Raw genomic sequence first — 17,418 nt, forward strand, 5'->3', positions numbered from 1 at the left:
AAATTATATCACAACTCTAATTAAATGTAAATAGTCTTTATTAGTCTAAAGAAAAATGTTTATAAAAAAGTTAAAAAAAAAGATCCAACTCCTTATGAGTAAGGATTTATTTTCTGATAGTTGCTAGGGTGAACATTAAAAGTGTGGAAGGTATCTATTTGCTATTAAAAAATTTTGATAATTATTTTACATTAAATTACGACCCCTTTCTTTATCAACTATTATTGTCCTACAAAAAACCAAATGAAGAGACTCAAGGAATTGCTTTTACAAATTCTTTATTTGGTAAAGAGGAACCAATCAAAAATAAATATCAAGAAATACAAAAAGAAATAGAAAGAGCAACTGAAAATGGAATAATGACAATAACCATTGATGAAAAACAAAAAACCCTTCATTTAAATAAGTTTAGTAAAACAGATTTCAAAGCTGAGATGAAACAATATAATAGAGACAGAATCCCTTCGAATAAATTATATAGAATAATTGATGTAGTATGGGAAAAAAAAGAATCTAAAAAGACAAAATGCTTAGATAATGTAAATGATGGCTTTAATAATCTTTTTGGTGAAGATTTAATATATAGTAATCCAAGACTTCAAAATATATTTTTTATTCATGGAGCATTTCATATTTATAAAAATGGGAAGAAGATTGGAAAAATAAAACAGCAATCTAATAAATCACTATATAAAAAAATAGAGAAAATAGTTGAAAAAGAAAACAATGAAATTATTTGCATCTTTGAAAGTGATAATAAAGAAAGTGAAATAATCAAAAATGAATATTTAGTTAATGGATTAAACAAACTTGAACAACTTGACGGAACTCTACTCATTATAGGTTCATCACTAGCTGAAAATGATTCACATATTTTTAAAAGAATAAATACGAGTCAAATAACTAAAATATTCATAAATTGTGACAATTCAAATAAAGACAAAATTTTTCAATCTGCTAAAAACTTCTTTCCAAATAAAGAAATAATTTTATTTGATCAGTGGACAATTTCCTATAAGCAGTAGATATAAAATAGTTTTTAAAACTGTTTAAAAAATAATTTTACAAATAGAGTGGAAACGTATTATAAACTCAACGTTATAATAATAAAACCTTCAAAAACTATTTAATGAATCAGAATATATCTCATATTTAGGTATATTTTGCTCCATGACGATTTAGAAAACATCTTTTATAAGATTATATAAAGTCTTCTACTAATACTAATTTATCTTATTTAAAGATGAAATTATAATCACTAGAATTTATTAAAATTAGTATATTTAAGTTTAATTAAAACTTGATTTTTGTAACAATATAATAGTAATACTTCCTCTAATTCCAATACCTTTTACAAATAACATGTAATAAAGAATAGTTGTTATTTCAAAAACTAAGAACAAAATCACTAAACAAAAAAAGAGCTGTCACTTTGTTAATCAAATTAACTATTGCAACAGCCCTTAAATTACACTATTTAATTATAAATCTTATAAAGAAGCCAACATTTCTTGAACAATTTTACCTGAGTTATCAGCTACAACAACCCACCATTGTTCATAAGTTTCATGAGCTTCACCATCAGCTTTATCACTCATTCCCCTAATTACAACAAAAGGAACCCCATACTGTGCTGCTACGTATCCAACTGAAGCTCCTTCCATTTCAACACAAAGAGCTCCGATGTCATTTGAAAGATGTTCAACAGTTTTAGGACTAGCTACAAACTGGTCTCCAGTTGCAATTAAGCCTTTTAAAACATCTTGATCATCACAAACTTTTAATGCAGCATTATATGCTTTTTCAACTAAAACTGGATCTGCTTTAACTCTAACTTCAGAAACAAAATCTGTATCTAAAATAATACCATCATCTGTTTGCAAACCATAATCATGGAACATTACCTCTGTAGAAATTACTACATCTGCAATACTTAATTTGTCAGAAACACTTCCTGCAATACCAGTAAAGATGATTGAAGAAACATTAAATTCATGAATAAGAATAGCAGTGCCAGCTGCAGAAAGACTCTTTCCAACTCCAGCTTTACAAATTACAACATCTTTTCCTTCAAGTTTACCAATATGATAAACAACACCACCAATTTCTTTAGATGTTGATATATTAGCAATTGAGAGAAGATAATCAATTTCAGAATCCATAGCACTTATAATTCCAATTGGACTCTTTTGTGATTTAGATTCCTCTATTTGACCTTCTGCAAATAAACTTCCAACAGAAACAACACAAATCATAATACCTAAAAGTATTTTCTTCATTTTCCCAATTCTCCTATTTTTTTTACCCACGATTATTTCATATTTTAAAAAGAATGTATATAAAAAAAAATACTAATTAGCCCTTCATTTATGAAGAATCTAATACAATAATATTTATTATTAATGAGAAATAGAATTCCAAGTTTGCCTTGCTTTTTCTACAGCTTTTTTATCTTTTAACAGCAAAGCAGAAAAAAGAATATCAACAACAACCATTTGATTAATTCTAGATAGAGTAGCCCCTTGTCTATATAGAGATTCACAGCTTGGAACACCTAAATTAACATCAGATATTTTAGAAAGAGAGTTTCCACCTATTTTTGAAATAGAGATTACCCTAGCCCCTCTCTCTTTTGCTTTTTTTGCAACACTAATGGCAGTTTTAGTTTCACCTGAATAAGAACAAACAATAGCAATATCTTTTTTTGATAAATTACAAGACTGAATAATTTGTGCATCATCATCATAAATATATGAAGTTTTAATCCCAATTCTCATAAGTTTCAAACTTAAATCATTTGCAACTAAACCAGAAGCTCCAGTTCCAGAAATTAAAACATATTTAGATTTTAAAATCATATCTACAGCAATTTCTATTGTTTCACTACTAATAATTGAATCTAAACTAATTAAACTATCTCTAATAGCACTTAACATAGACTCTTTCAATTCAGGAATAGTAACAGCATCATTTGGTGTTATTGTGTTTATATTTTCATTTAAAATTAAAAAACCACTATAGATCTCTTTTGCTAATATAACCTTCATTTCCTTAAAACCGGTAAGGCCTACTCTTTGGCAAAGTCTAGTTACCGCAGCATTACTAGATCCAGCTTTTGATGATAACACTGAAATATCTATATCAACAATCTCTTCAGGATTAGCCAAAATATACTCAGCAATTTTTAATTCAGAAGAAGATAATTGAGGAAGAATCTGTTTTATAATTGGGATTACTGTTTTCATAAAATCAATTATATCATAGTTTAAAATATTTATAAATAATTAATTTAAAAATCATTTTCAATAATTTTTTCAAATTTTTAAAAATAATTATTGCTTTTTTTATTTGATGAGTCTATTATGTTTCCATGAGACAGAACAAATTAACAACAGAACAAAGAAATCCTCTTTCTTACAGAATTGATACAAAGAATACAGAGGATATTTTAACAATTATCAATAAAGAAGATCACAAAGTTGCAGATGTAGTTAAAACTGCAATTCCTCAAATCTGCAATGTTGTAGAAAAAGTTATTAATGCATTTAATAATGATGGGCACCTATATTATATAGGAGCTGGAACATCAGGAAGGCTTGGTGTTCTAGATGCATCTGAATGTCCCCCAACCTTTGGTGTTCCAAGATCTTTAGTTAAAGGAATCATCGCAGGTGGCAATGAAGCTTTAACTAGATCTATTGAAAATGCTGAAGATAATGGAGAGGCTGGTATTCAAGCTGTTAAAGATAACAAATTAAATGATAAAGATGTTTTAATAGGTATTTCAGCCTCTGGTGGGCCAAACTATGTTGTTGATGCTTTAAAATATGCTAAAACTCTTGGAGTTTCTGTTGCTGCTATTAGCTGTAATAAGGAAACAAGGTCATTTAAAGTTGTTGGAGAAGATAACTCTATTTATTTACCAGTTGGTCCTGAAATTATTACAGGCTCTACTAGAATGAAGGCTGGAACTGCACAAAAGCTAGTTTTAAATATGATTACTACAACAGCTATGATAAAAACTGGTAAAGTCTATAACAACTTAATGGTTAATCTTCAACCAGTTAATATCAAATTAATTGATAGAGCCATTAATTTAATAGTTGAAGTTACTGGAAATAATTATAAAACTTCTGAAAAAGCTTTTTACGCTGCTAATAAAGAAACTAAAACAGCTATGATTATGCTAATGCTTAGTGTTAGTGCCACTGAAGCTAGAAATTTACTTTCTCACAATAATGGCTCTATTAATAAAGTATTAGATGAAAGAGGTGTTCAATGCAATATTTCCTAGGAATAGATGGAGGCGGAACAAAAAGCCGACTTATTATTGGAGATGAAAACCTAAACAAAAAAGCTCTGTATTTAGGAGAGAGTATAAACATTTTTTCTGTTGGAAAAGATAAGTGTTTTTCTGCTCTAAAAGATTTAATTGAAACATCTCTTCTAAAAGAAAATATAAACATTAAAGATGTTAAGAGAATTTGTGTAGCTTCCGCAGGTCTTGCTAGAGAATATGAAATAAAAGAATTTAATAGTTTTTTTAATAAAAACTACCCTACTCTTGAAACTATTTTAACAACAGATGTTAGAGCTTTAATGGTTGGATCTTTACAAGATAAAGAAGGAATTTGTCTTATAGCTGGAACTGGTTCTGTCGCTATGGGACAAGATTCTAATAAAAATCTAGTTAGAGCTGGGGGATTTGGTTGGAGACTTGGAGATGAAGGATCTGCTTCTTTTATTGCACAAGAAGCTATTAAAAGATCTATAAAGAGTTTTGAAAATAGAGATCTTCAAACAAAAATGCTAAATCCACTATTAAATTTCTACAATTTAAAAAATATAGATGAAGCTATTAAGTATTTTCATACTTCAAACTTAGACAAAGCTACAGTATCAGCTTCAGCTTCAATTGTTACAAAATATGCAATTAGTAGTGATCCATTAGCTTTAGATATATTAAAAATATCAGCTAAAGAATTATTTAAATTAGTATTATCAGTCCATAACCGTTTACCCAAAGTTGCTATAAGAGAGGTAGTAACTGCAGGTGGTGTTTTTGAACATGATGAAATTGTTAATAAATATTTTAATGAGGAAATTGAAAGATATAATTTAGATAAAGAAAATCAAAACAATTTACTTAAAAGAATTAAATTAGAAACTAATGCTCTAGATGGGGCATTATATATAGCAAAAAATACATTATAACGGATTAGGAGGTTATAAATGAAAAAAATTTTAGTTGCTTTAATCCTAACATTGGCTATATCTCCAATGTTTGCAAAAGGACAACAAGAAGAAGTAGTTGACTTATCAGCACCAGTAACATTAACAATTTGGACACATGAAGATCCAAATAGAAAAGTTATGGAACAAGAATTTATTGATGAATTCTGTAAAGAAAATCCAAATGTTACAGTCGATTATCAAACCTACCCTTCATCAAAAATGGCAGAATTATTAACAGTTGCATTCTCTGCTAATGAAGGACCAGACATCTTTAACTCAAACCAATCTGTAATTAGAAAATTTGTAGTTGAAGGACAAGCAAGTGAATTAGATCCAGCTTGGTTGGGTTACTCTAGCTTAGATGAAATTACTTCTCAATACATCCCTAATTCTCTAGCTCCAGTAACTTATGAAGGTGGCTTATATGGACTTCCTTTAGAATATACTAATTTCTGTACTTACCTAAATAAGAACATCTTTAGAGATGCAGGATTAGATCCTGAAACTGATTATCCAAAAACTTGGGAAGAAGTTATGGAAGTAAGTGAAAAATTAGTATTAAGAGATGGTGAAATTATTACTAGAAGAGGATTTGATTTTAGATATCCAAGTTATCTAATGCAAATTTTACCAATGGTTGAACAACTAGGTGGTAAATTAATCAGTGATGATGGCAAGAGTGCAATCATAGGTGATGAAGCATGGCTTAGAGTATTAAACTACATGAAAGAATGGGGACCTACAGGCAAAAACTTAGGCGGACCAACTTATGTAGCACCTAGAAAAGTATTCGATAATAATGAAAATGAAATTGCTATGAGTGATAGTGGATTATATCAACAAGGTAGAATGGAAACAGCAAATCCTGATTTCTATAACAGTGATGATTGGATGGTAATTCCATATCCTCAATGGTCAGATGCAAAATATGATATTGCAGGCCATATTGCAGGACATTTCTACTTAGTAAATGGAAATGTATCATCAGCAAAACAACAATGGGCATGGAAATTAGTTAATTTCATGTTAAGCCATGATGAAGATTATTTAACAAGAGTTACATTAGTTCACCCTAAATATGAATTATTTGAATCAGAAACATTTAAGAATATACCATATTCAGATGTTTTCAAATCTGATATGGAAAAAGCTACAATATCTTACTACGATGAATATAGTTCAGCTATCGAAGATAAGATTAAAACAGCATTTGAAAAAGTCATGTTACAAGGGGATGACCCAGAACAAGTTCTTGTTGAACTTAGACGTGATGTACAAGAAATAATAGACTTAGAATAAATTACAACATAAAGATAAGGAGCATTTAAATTATGAAGTATAAAGGAATAGAGAAAAAGAAAGCTAAATGGGGTTGGGTATTTGTTACCCCTGCTTTGCTAATGTTTTTAATGTTTTCATTGTATCCAATGTTAAATGCTCTTTATAATACATTTTTTAATATAAAGCTGCTATCAAAAAGGCCACCTAATTTTGTAGGATTTTCTAATTATGCCTATATTTTAACATCAAGAAACTTTTGGAATTCTATGAGAGCTACCCTATTTTTCACATTAGCAGCTTTTATTCCATTAACAATTTTTTCTCTACTTTTAGGCTTAGCAATGACTACAAAAGAAAGTGGCAGTAAAACTTTACAATTAATATATTATTCTCCTGCAGTTTTATCATCAGTTGTTGCAGCTTTAATATGGATGTTAATATTTGATCCGCGAGGTATTGCTAATGGTTTTCTTAATACCATATTAAACACACCTGGTATAAACCATAATTGGCTAACTGATCCAACTAAATTGCAGATGAGTACGGCAATGATTTATGTTTGGAAGTATATTGGCTATTTCACCATAATTTATATAACAGGAATAGCTAAAATACCAGATAGTGTTTTAGAAGCTGCAACGATAGATGGAGCTTCAAGATTTCAAACTATAAGGAAAATTATAGTACCTCTCCTTAGACCTACAACAGCGATGATTTCAATAGTTGCAATGCTTAACTGTTTAAAATCATTCTCAACCCAATACTTATTTATGCAAAGAGGAGCTCCAGTTGAACCAATCAATGTAGTAACTCTAAATATTTATAATACTGCAATGAGAGATTTAAGAATTAGTGTTGCCTGTGTTATGAGTGTTATTCTCTTTTTAATAATGATGAGTTTAACCCTTGTTCGAATGAAAGTATCAGCTAAAGATGAAATATCATATTAAGGGAGAAATAAAGTGAATAATAAAATTAAAAAAAGCAATGCTGAAAACATTACAACAATAATTATTAATATAATATTATTTGGTATTGGCCTTCTAGTTTTAATACCTATCCTATTTATGTTTACCTCATCTTTTATGACTGGTAAAGAAATATTTTCAATGCCATTTAAATGGATACCTAGTAAACTTAATTGGGAAAACTACACCCAAGCTATCGCTGGAAATGATAATTCTTATATATTTATAAGAAATGTATTTAACTCATTATTTGTAGCAGCTACAACCACAATTTTAGCAACTTTAATAAGTGCTTTTGCAGGTTATGGCCTTGCTAAATACCAATTTAGAGGAAGAAATACAGTATTTATGTTACTTATGGGAAGATTGATGATACCTTTTGAAGCAATTATGATTCCAATGTATATAACAGCTGTAAAACTTAATCTTCAAAACTCTTATATGGGACTAATATTACCCTTTCTTCTAAATGTATTTGGTCTATTCCAATTAAGACAATATCTACTTTCTTTCCCAGATGATATTATAGATGCAGGCCGTATAGATGGACTTGGAGAAGTCAGTATATTTTGGAAGCTAGTTATTAATAATAGTACTCCAGCACTCGCTACAGCTGCAATATTCTGCTTTAAAGGGCAATGGGACAACCTACTATGGCCTTTACTAATTGCACAACAACAAAAGATGCAAACTATCCCAACTTATATTATAAAATTTACAGAAGAAAAATCCTCTAATGAAGGATCAATGATGGCAGTTGCAGCACTAGCTAGCTTGCCAATGATTATATTATTTTTAAGCCTATCAAAATATTTTCTAGGTGGTAGTGCAATGTATTCAGCAGGAAAGGAATAAAATATATGATTGATTTGTTTATATTCGATATGGGTGGAGTTATAATTAGAAATCATAATGTAGCTCAAAAATTATCAAAATATCTTGGAAGTGATACTGATATTATTCACAATTATGATAAAGATGCATCTAAAGCATTATTTTTGCATAGTGAAGGAAAAATAAGTGAAGATGAATTTTGGAGAGAATTTTCTAAAATTACAAAAATTAAAGTTCCAAAATATGAAGATACTTTACTCGGTAAATTCTTTAATCCAGTTATAGATGAACCAACAATTGAGGTTATAAAAGAATTAAAAAATAAAGGGAAGAGAGTTGTTTGTGGAACTAATGTAATAGATTCACATTACGATATCCACATTAAGTTAAAACAATATGATATTTTTGATAAAGTTTATGCATCTAATAAGATGCATATAGCAAAACCTAAAGTTGATTTTTTTAAGGAAATTTGTAAAGAAGAAAAAGCTAATCCTGAAAATGTATTTTTTACAGATGATGTACAAAAGAATGTAGATGCTGCCCTATCTTGTGGAATCAAAGCATTTTTATATACTGATGCCAATCAATTAAAGAAACAACTTAAATCTCTAGAATATTAAGAAAATTAATAAAGATTAGAAAACCTTATGAACATTAATCAAATACAACAATTTCTAGATTCATATCTTAACAAAGCCTACCCTGGTTATGTTTGTGCCATTTGTAAAAAAAATGGTGAAATATATAAACTTAAGGGAGGCTATACTTCTTATGAGAAGAATAAAGAGAAAATAACGTATGATACTTACTTTGATCTAGCTTCTCTAACCAAAGTTATTGGAACTACAATGCTAGCTTGTAGATATATTGATAAGGGATTATTAAGATTAGATGATACTATTGGAATGTATTTTGAAAGTGAAAACTATAAAGATGTAACTATCCAAAATCTAATGACTCATACAGGTGGCTTTATTACAGAAATAAGGCTTGAAAATTATTTAGATAGTCCTAATCAAGCTTTAGATTTTATTTTAAAGCAGAATCCTAATTATAAAGCAAATACACAAGTTAAATATAGTTGTATGGGATATATAGTTCTTGGAAAGATTTTAGAAAAGATAGGAAATAATAACCTAGATATTTTATGTAAAGAAGAAGTCTTTAAACCATTAAAAATGAATCATATAACATACAATCCAAGAAAAACAAAGCAATTTGCAGCAACCGAAATCCCTAAAAACAAAACAACTCCACTAAGGGGAGTTGTTCATGATGAAAATGCTAGATTTTTAAATGGTATATCTGGTAATGCTGGTCTTTTTAGTCCTATAGAGGATTTGATTAAATTTACTCAAATACTATTAAATGAAGATACATCTTTTTTATCAAAAGAAATGTATTATAAATTATCACATAATTTAACAAAAGATTTAAATCTACCAAGAGCTTTAGGTTTTAATCTCTATAATGACATTGATGGTAAATTCTTTGGAAACAAAGTTTCTAATAAAGCATATGGCCACACAGGATTTACAGGTACATCTATAATAATAGATCCTATTAAAGAAATTGGAGTTATATTATTGACTAATAGAGTTTGTCCGACTAGGAATAATAAATTGCTTTTATGTCAAAGAGAAAAATTTCATAATCTAATATTTAATTGATCAAGAATTTACTAATTTAACCCTAATTCTCTTAAACAATAATATCAAAAACTCGACTACTATTTTATTCCAACAAGTGTGTCAAACGTTTGATGGAGACTATTTTCTTTTGTATTCATGCTTAATATTATACTATATTTAAATCATTAGCAAAAGCTATTTGTTTAACATAAATCTCAACTCAGTAAATAATTATATCCACATTCACGCCTTAAATACTAATTTAAAACACAATAAATAACACTCAACTAATTATTAAACTAATAAATAATATATAAAAGAAAACAAGCTATACTAACCCTCTATGGGCATTTATTTGCTTGTTTAAGATTTGTAAGTTTATTTTTCCTATAAATGCAGTTGTATTTTTTATACAAGTTTTCTAGCTCTTAATGGTTCTATTAATATTGGATCTGCTATTAATACTCTTAAATCATCCATATCAATTAATAGTGCTTCTTCATTTGTTTGTGGCCAAGGAAAGAAAACATATTTTATTTTTTGTAGTATAAGAAAAGCTCCGACTCTTTAGATATATATCATCTTTATTTGCTTTTTATTTTTTGAAAGAATATAAAGATACTTTTTTCATCCATTTGGATTTTAAGGGAACCTTCTACTAATGAAATTAAACCTTAAGTACTCTTCTAAAATTTGTAACTCCAACTTTTAAATAAACTTTTATACCTGCTAAATCTTTATCAAAAGGAAGTGACATATTATTTTAACACCTCCATTAATCTTTTTATTAAATCAGCATTGGCTTTATTAAATTGTAAATCTAATAAACTCATACAACATTTGTTAATATTTTCGCTAAAGTTAAAGATATCTTCAATTGGTTTATTTGAAGTTTTTATTTCTTGAAAAGCAGTATTAGTATTACTATTTTATTTTTTTATTAAAGTTGCTTTTTTCTTCTCTTGTATAGTAAAACACACCATGCTATTATCTTGTTCAAATCTTAATAGTTTTTTGTTTCATCCTTATTAATTTGTGTTGCTTTATAATTACTTAATTTAAGATTATTAACTCTAGTACCTATTACTCTTCCAACATCTTTAATTTTGCTTACATAATTTAAAATCCAAGCTTTCATTTCGTAGCAATTGATATTATTTCTAATACAGTATTCATTCAAACTTAATCCAGATTCTTTATAGTCATGTAAAAATGTAGCTTCTCATATTTAGTATATTTTTTCTTTTTCTTAATGGATTCCTTCACAAATTGAACTACTGTTTTATACTTCTTTTGATTAGTTTGATGGAGACTTACTGACGCTTAAAAGATTACATTCAATTTTTCATGGCACCTATTTAAGAAAAAATAAACATTGCTGTCCAATTTATTTATACTTTTTCAAAGAAAGTATCTGGGCGATTAGGATCAAATTCTTCATTAGCCCACATCAAAGTTACAAGTTTTTCGGTTTCTGAAAGGTTTATGATATTATGAGTATAACCTGGGATCATATGCACTGCTTCTATCTTGTCGCCCGATACTTCAAACTCTAATAATTCATCAGTACCAATTTTTCTTTCCTGAATAAGTCCATGCCCTGAAACCACAATAAATAACTCCCACTTACTATTATGCCAATGCTGCCCCTTTGTAGTTCCTGGTTTACTAATATTGACTGAAAACTGCCCATGGTCTGTGGTCTTAAGTAATTCTGTGAATGTACCTCGATTATCAACATGCATCTTCAAAGGGAATAAAATTTTATCTTTTGGAAGATATGAAAGATACATAGAATATAATTTCTTTACAAAACTTCCATTAGGAATAGATGGCATAAGCAAAGTTTGTGGCTGATCATGAAATGAATGAAGTAAATAAACAATCTCTCCTAAAGTAGCTTTATGGGTAACAGTTACAGCACAATATCTGCCATCTTTTTGTAATAAAGTCTCTACCCCATCAAACTCACAATATTGTTCTTTTCCTTCCAGAGCATTGAACATTTCTTCTACAAGATCATCAATAAAAAGCATCTCAAGTTCAACAAAAGGATCCTCCACTGTAATCGGTAGGTCGTTTGCAATATTATTACAAAAGGTTCCTACTGCACTATTGTAATTAGGTCTAACCCATTTTCCTACAAGATTAGGAAATCTATAAACAAGTACTTTTGCACCTGTTTCTTTTCCATATTCAAAGAACAGTTCTTCACCTGCTTTTTTTGTCTTTCCATATTCGGACTCACCAAAACGCCCTGCAAGGGTTGCCTGAATACTTGAAGAAAGCATTACAGGACATTTGTTAGAATATTTCTTAAGAGTATCAAGAAGTATAATAGCAAAGCCCACGTTACCTTCTCTAAATTCTTTAGAATTATTTGGTCTGTTTACACCGGCAAGGTTAAATACAAAATCACAATCACTACAGTATCTATCTAAATCTTCCAAAGTATTATCAATGTCATACTCATAGATTTCTTCAATAGAAATGTTAGGACGTGTATTGTTCTTACCATCTCTAATGTTCTTTAGATTTTCAACTAGATTACGACCAACAAAGCCTTTTGCCCCGGTTACTAAAATTTTCATTCTATATCCTCCGCCCAATAATAAAACAATATAATTTAATCACAAAAAAATAGAAAAATCTTATTTTTATTCATACATTTCAAAAGTTAGGAAGATTGATTTCCAAAATCACTTTTCTTAAATAAATAGTCATTTCTTACTTGTGATAAATAACTAAAAAAACGAAATATTCCATATTTCAGACTTTTTAATATTTATTTTAATTCACCATAATATGGACTAATTTATTCTTTATTGATTAAAAATTTTCAATGCAAACTTCTATTGTTATATTACTAAAGTTTTAAATTTTATTTTAATTATTTCTGATTATCTTTCAAATTTATCATTAATTACACTGTTTCAAATATAATATAAAATATCGTCGAATTTACAAACAACGCCACAAACACAAATATGATTTAAAAACCATCAAAAGTTCAAGTTTAGACATTGATAATTTTCCCATAATATAAACGCCATAGAAACAATAAACATACACCAAAACCCCCTCAAATGAATGGGAAACACCACTAGAATAAATATTATCAAACTTCTCTGGAGTTTTACTCCGTAGCTAACAAACAAAACTAGAACATCAAACCCAACCAAAGACATAAAAGAACTACAAAACTATTACATGCTATCGTTTTTTCTATGAAATATCTGCATCCCTTACTACACAAGCTCCTACCACAAGAACAAAAGGAGTATTAAAGTGATATTTGTATTCTTTTTAATCCAAACTTTGAAATACTCCCCCCAATGAATAAGTAGAAAATAACACTAAAATAGATACAGTTAGATAAAACAATTGCAATAATCAAAACAAAACCAAACCCAAAACACTTTTCATCAACTTATTTTTATTTTCTAATTTCTTGTACAGTATAATGAGCAAATAACAAAATAATTTCCCCCCCTGTAGATTTAATAATATGTATCCCAACGAATAGATTGTATTAAATATAAAATATCACCAATGGCTGAAGCTAATATTAACAAATAAAAACCATACAATAAAGGAATAACAATCGAACTAATCTGTATAGTACTCATTTATTCAGATTAACAATTTTTATATTTGCATGTCTCTCTCCAAATATAACAAAAAAGATTTAAACTCTAACATAAAACACTTGCGAAACTACAGCATTCCCAAAATAATTCCCATACAGCAAATGAAAATAAACATCATACCAAATCTGAGCGATAATGAAACTAAATAATCATACTGATTGATTTTCTTCACCGAAAATAATAGTTTTGCTACACTAATCAATAATTATGCATACTTTGCGCCTTATAATATTATTTAATCTTGGCTTTATTTTCTTTAGCTTTGTACTTTTAAATTTCTTTAAATCTAATCTTTGCTACACCCATACCAACAAATATTTTATATCATTTGAGTATACATTAGAATACAGCTTGAAGGACTCAACGTTAATAATCAGTCAACGATAGCAATTCATCCACTGCATTGTTTCATTATATTTTACAATTGATAATTGTGTCTTATGTTGATTAATAATATCGGATTTCTACTCTAACATAATTAAAATATCAAAATAGTTATTATATTATCGTAATATAGTAAATATTACATATTTTAAGAACGTGATTTTAGAGTATTGTTTACTATGAACTTAAATCAAAATATAAAACAACTTGCTATGAATAAGGTGACTTTCATATCGATTAAGTATAGTAATATAGTCATAATCGTGGATATTAAATCCTAAAATCATATTACTAGTTTTTGAATCATCTTATTCTTAACAGTATTATATAAATTCAAGTTTTCTTTCTTTAATCTACCATTTTAAATCAATTTATCGCAAGTTATTTCTCTTTTCACAGTCTGTTATTAACAATAAATCGTGAAGAGAACCATTTATACAAAGGAGTGCTAAAAACTAAATACTTTCATCATCTTCAACAAGTCTCACAACTAGAAGCTCTTCAGTGTTTTAAATCGATATTTTTATCTGTATTACCATTCAATATAGTTTAACTTATATTTTACCTGGAAAGGCAAGTACCATAAATATATCGGATTAGCAAAAAACAACTTCTCTAACTCATATGTATTTTTAGACTTTTTTAACAATTTATATTCTTATTAATCATTTATTGATATCTCTAGAGTAGGAACTACAACTGCCAACAAGTTGTCAAGAACATAAAGATTCCCAGTTGTCCTTGTTTCAATTAAACAACTTTCACTTTTATTTACTTAAAGCAGGATTATTGTGCCATAAACTATGAAATTTTTCTTTCTACATGAATCACTTAGAAAGCCTTCAAATCTTAATATTAATCTAATTTCTAAAAACGTACGTGATCTTAACATGGTTTATAAAGCTCTCTTACCCAAGTAATCATAGAGAAATATAAGGTATGGTCTATTCAAAATATAGTTAATATACTTTCTTGTAGTGAACTGAGTGAGACTGCTCTACAAACACTCATACCATTTTTTATTACTCACATATGTAGAAAAACAGTCTCAATATTTAATCAAAGATGCTCATTATATTCCCTTGATTTTTTTAAAAGCTTCAAGTTCTTTAATGACCAATTCAGAAGTTAGCAGTTTTTTCTTTACTTCCTCTACATCAAGCAACCTTGTGTTATTTGAATTAAACTCAACCAACCCATTTCTATCGATATTACCATCTGAAAGGTACTTTTCATAATTAAGATCACGATTATCTACGACCACACGATAAAAATCACCACAATCAAGAGCTCTAGTGCATTCCTCATTTGTCAGCAATGTTTCATACATTTTTTCTCCATGTCTCATACCTATGATTTGCGTTGGATAATCAGGTACATCAAACAACTCTTTAATGGATTGAGTCAATATATCAATTGTGCACGCTTCTGCTTTTTGAACAAACAAATCTCCTTGCGAGCCATTTTCGAATGCATAGAGAACTAAATCAACAGCCTCATCCAAATTCATGATGAATCTTGTCATATCACCATTAGTTATAGTTAGTGGATACCCTGATTTAATTTTATCTATAAATAAAGGTATAACTGAACCCCGAGAGCACATAACATTACCATATCTAGTACAACAGATTCTAGTCTTTGCAGGGTCAACAGTTCTTGCCTTAGCAATAATAATTTTTTCCATCATTGCTTTAGATGTTCCCATTGCATTAATTGGGTATGCTGCTTTATCAGTAGAAAGACAAACCACTCGATTTACTCCAACTTCAATTGCTGCAGTCAACACATTATCAGTACCGAAAACATTTGTTTTTACGGCTTCAAGTGGAAAAAACTCGCAGGAAGGCACTTGCTTCAATGCTGCGGCATGGAATACGTAATCGGCACCAATCATTGCAGGCCGTATTGTACTAATATCTCGTACATCACCAATATAAAATTTTAATTTAGGATTGTTATATTGATGGCGCATGTCATCCTGTTTTTTTTCATCACGGGAAAATATACGAATTTCTTTTATATCAGTATCTAAAAATCGTTCAAGAACAGCATTGCCAAATGAACCTGTGCCTCCAGTAATCATTAGTGTTTTGTTAGTAAAAGTTGACATTTATCTTAATCTCCTTATTAATTATTTGTTTTTCTAAAAATTTTATTCTTAATTTCAAGTAGGTATTTTGGATTCAATGATCGTATCATCAACATATTGTTAGGTCTAAGTTCTTTGATAATGAATCCCATTAAAATATTAGTAAAAAATTGCGTTATTACCGATGCTATTGCAGCTCCTGTAGCCCCCATAGATGGTATAAGTAGAGCGTTTATTATCACATTTCCAATAGCTCCAGAAAAATTCAACCATAACAAATATTTTTGTTTTTGTTCTGCAAGAATCCATACATCTTTTGCACCACCATAATATCCAAAAGTTGAATTCCATACAATAATTCTTAAAACACCTATTGACGGTAAATAAGCTTTGCCAAATAAAACATTAATAATCAACGGAGCAAATATCGTTTCAATCAGACTTAAACCAAACGCTAAATAAATAATTATACTATAGAGGTAAACTACATTACGTTTATACTTTCCTTTGCTTTCTATTTTTCCTTCGAGTATACTCGGTCGCATTGAATCAATTATTGCAGAAAAAACAAATGAAGTATAACTGATACATGAAACAGCAGCTGAATAATAACCGGTTTCTGCTTCTCCAACCATTAACTTAAGCATTATTTTATCAGTATTCGCAAATATTACTACCATCAACCCTGATATGATGTAATATTTCCCGGAAGATAACATACGCTTAGCGACATTCCAAGAAAATGATAGCTGTTGCCCCCCAAAACGTCTATATAAAACATACAATGTTGTTGAAATCAAGCAATAATCGATGGAGTTGGAAACGGCAAACCATGTTACATTTTTTTCTGTCGACAACAGAAATATTTTATAAGCCGACACAACTGCATATGCACACAGAGACACTATTGAAACATACTTGGATAAGTATTTAGATTGAAACCAATATTGAATTAACTCTGTTGCCTGAAACAACAACATAAGGCTATAAAGTGAACTCACGGTAATTGTTATAGTCTCATTTGCATTAGCAAAAAATGTGAACGAGATAACACCAAAAATACATGCCAGTGATGAAAAAAGGGTCAAAGCATATGTAGTACCTGCAATTTTCCCTTCCTCTTCAGGATGACTAATATACTCACTTACAAGTATATTTTTAAAGCCGAGCTGCATAACCGGAACTACAAAAGCGACTATTGAAGAAGCATAGTTGATTAACCCATAATTCCCTGGTCCTAGATATCGTGCTGAAAGCATCGATATAACCATCCCAAGCAAAGCTTGAACAATTCTGCTAGCAATAATCCATGATGCGTTTTTTACTACTTTATTATTCAA

15 protein-coding genes are annotated in these 17,418 nt (G+C 29.0%); 8 read left to right on the forward strand and 7 right to left on the reverse strand.

Annotated features, from left to right (window positions below; genetic code table 11):
* Positions 1 to 158: 158 nt before the first annotated feature.
* Entirely contained in the window at positions 159 to 1,025 is an 867-nt protein-coding gene (locus ACZ5SO_RS06695; protein WP_464627595.1) for a DUF4917 family protein, read from the forward strand.
* A 465-nt stretch (positions 1,026 to 1,490) separates the two neighbouring features.
* Here the strand turns inward: ACZ5SO_RS06695 and ACZ5SO_RS06700 are convergent, their stop codons facing one another.
* On the reverse strand, positions 1,491 to 2,279 hold the full coding sequence (locus ACZ5SO_RS06700; protein ID WP_464627596.1) for a 5'-methylthioadenosine/adenosylhomocysteine nucleosidase: 789 nt from the start codon (positions 2,277 to 2,279) through the stop codon (positions 1,491 to 1,493).
* A 120-nt stretch (positions 2,280 to 2,399) separates the two neighbouring features.
* Complete coding sequence (locus ACZ5SO_RS06705; protein WP_464627597.1) at positions 2,400 to 3,245, reverse strand: MurR/RpiR family transcriptional regulator; 846 nt, start codon at positions 3,243 to 3,245, stop codon at positions 2,400 to 2,402.
* 125 nt (positions 3,246 to 3,370) lie between these two features.
* Here ACZ5SO_RS06705 and murQ point away from each other — a divergent pair, with 125 nt between their 5' ends.
* The 7 genes from murQ to ACZ5SO_RS06740 are packed head-to-tail and all read left to right on the forward strand — an operon-like array spanning position 3,371 to position 9,991.
* Positions 3,371 to 4,294 (forward strand): N-acetylmuramic acid 6-phosphate etherase, encoded by a 924-nt coding sequence (gene murQ / locus ACZ5SO_RS06710; protein WP_464627598.1) that lies wholly within the window; start codon positions 3,371 to 3,373, stop codon positions 4,292 to 4,294.
* Positions 4,279 to 5,214 (forward strand): N-acetylglucosamine kinase, encoded by a 936-nt coding sequence (locus tag ACZ5SO_RS06715; protein ID WP_464627599.1) that lies wholly within the window; start codon positions 4,279 to 4,281, stop codon positions 5,212 to 5,214. The genes murQ and ACZ5SO_RS06715 overlap by 16 nt, the downstream gene beginning before the upstream one ends.
* 18 nt (positions 5,215 to 5,232) lie before the next feature.
* Positions 5,233 to 6,534 (forward strand): ABC transporter substrate-binding protein, encoded by a 1,302-nt coding sequence (locus ACZ5SO_RS06720; protein ID WP_464627600.1) that lies wholly within the window; start codon positions 5,233 to 5,235, stop codon positions 6,532 to 6,534.
* Between the two features lie 32 nt (positions 6,535 to 6,566).
* Positions 6,567 to 7,466 (forward strand): carbohydrate ABC transporter permease, encoded by a 900-nt coding sequence (locus ACZ5SO_RS06725; protein ID WP_464627601.1) that lies wholly within the window; start codon positions 6,567 to 6,569, stop codon positions 7,464 to 7,466.
* Between the two features lie 12 nt (positions 7,467 to 7,478).
* On the forward strand, positions 7,479 to 8,339 hold the full coding sequence (locus ACZ5SO_RS06730) for a carbohydrate ABC transporter permease (protein ID WP_464627602.1): 861 nt from the start codon (positions 7,479 to 7,481) through the stop codon (positions 8,337 to 8,339).
* Positions 8,340 to 8,344: 5 nt separating this feature from the next.
* Complete coding sequence (locus ACZ5SO_RS06735) at positions 8,345 to 8,941, forward strand: HAD-IA family hydrolase (RefSeq protein ID WP_464627603.1); 597 nt, start codon at positions 8,345 to 8,347, stop codon at positions 8,939 to 8,941.
* A gap of 27 nt (positions 8,942 to 8,968) precedes the next feature.
* Positions 8,969 to 9,991: a serine hydrolase domain-containing protein gene (locus tag ACZ5SO_RS06740; protein ID WP_464627604.1), complete on the forward strand. Its 1,023-nt coding sequence runs from the start codon at positions 8,969 to 8,971 to the stop codon at positions 9,989 to 9,991.
* A 964-nt stretch (positions 9,992 to 10,955) separates the two neighbouring features.
* Here the strand turns inward: ACZ5SO_RS06740 and ACZ5SO_RS06745 are convergent.
* From ACZ5SO_RS06745 to ACZ5SO_RS06765, 5 genes are all read right to left on the reverse strand, one after another.
* The gene (locus ACZ5SO_RS06745; RefSeq protein WP_464627605.1) at positions 10,956 to 11,132 is read right to left on the reverse strand and encodes a hypothetical protein; all 177 of its coding nucleotides are present in this window, start codon (positions 11,130 to 11,132) and stop codon (positions 10,956 to 10,958) included.
* A 211-nt stretch (positions 11,133 to 11,343) separates the two neighbouring features.
* A complete protein-coding gene (locus ACZ5SO_RS06750; RefSeq protein WP_464627606.1) occupies positions 11,344 to 12,543 on the reverse strand; it encodes a polysaccharide biosynthesis C-terminal domain-containing protein in 1,200 nt (399 codons plus the stop codon).
* A 909-nt stretch (positions 12,544 to 13,452) separates the two neighbouring features.
* Positions 13,453 to 13,581 (reverse strand): hypothetical protein, encoded by a 129-nt coding sequence (locus tag ACZ5SO_RS06755; protein ID WP_464627607.1) that lies wholly within the window; start codon positions 13,579 to 13,581, stop codon positions 13,453 to 13,455.
* A gap of 1,477 nt (positions 13,582 to 15,058) precedes the next feature.
* Positions 15,059 to 16,099: a polysaccharide biosynthesis protein gene (locus ACZ5SO_RS06760; protein ID WP_464627608.1), complete on the reverse strand. Its 1,041-nt coding sequence runs from the start codon at positions 16,097 to 16,099 to the stop codon at positions 15,059 to 15,061.
* Positions 16,100 to 16,116: 17 nt separating this feature from the next.
* Positions 16,117 to 17,418, reverse strand: coding sequence for a flippase (locus ACZ5SO_RS06765; RefSeq protein ID WP_464627609.1), 1,302 nt, complete (start codon positions 17,416 to 17,418; stop codon positions 16,117 to 16,119).

Source organism: Pleomorphochaeta naphthae (assembly GCF_055396005.1).

Bases quoted from the DNA above. Each gene is read 5' to 3' on its own strand.
- ACZ5SO_RS06720 (WP_464627600.1), top strand. From the start codon at position 5,233: ATGAAAAAAATTTTAGTTGCTTTAATCCTAACATTGGCTATATCTCCA.
- murQ (WP_464627598.1), top strand. From the start codon at position 3,371: ATGAGACAGAACAAATTAACAACAGAACAAAGAAATCCTCTTTCTTAC.
- ACZ5SO_RS06750 (WP_464627606.1), bottom strand. From the start codon at position 12,543: ATGAAAATTTTAGTAACCGGGGCAAAAGGCTTTGTTGGTCGTAATCTA.
- ACZ5SO_RS06700 (WP_464627596.1), bottom strand. From the start codon at position 2,279: ATGAAGAAAATACTTTTAGGTATTATGATTTGTGTTGTTTCTGTTGGA.
- ACZ5SO_RS06705 (WP_464627597.1), bottom strand. From the start codon at position 3,245: ATGAAAACAGTAATCCCAATTATAAAACAGATTCTTCCTCAATTATCT.
- ACZ5SO_RS06755 (WP_464627607.1), bottom strand. From the start codon at position 13,581: ATGAGTACTATACAGATTAGTTCGATTGTTATTCCTTTATTGTATGGT.
- ACZ5SO_RS06735 (WP_464627603.1), top strand. From the start codon at position 8,345: ATGATTGATTTGTTTATATTCGATATGGGTGGAGTTATAATTAGAAAT.
- ACZ5SO_RS06715 (WP_464627599.1), top strand. From the start codon at position 4,279: ATGCAATATTTCCTAGGAATAGATGGAGGCGGAACAAAAAGCCGACTT.
- ACZ5SO_RS06740 (WP_464627604.1), top strand. From the start codon at position 8,969: ATGAACATTAATCAAATACAACAATTTCTAGATTCATATCTTAACAAA.
- ACZ5SO_RS06725 (WP_464627601.1), top strand. From the start codon at position 6,567: ATGAAGTATAAAGGAATAGAGAAAAAGAAAGCTAAATGGGGTTGGGTA.
- ACZ5SO_RS06760 (WP_464627608.1), bottom strand. From the start codon at position 16,099: ATGTCAACTTTTACTAACAAAACACTAATGATTACTGGAGGCACAGGT.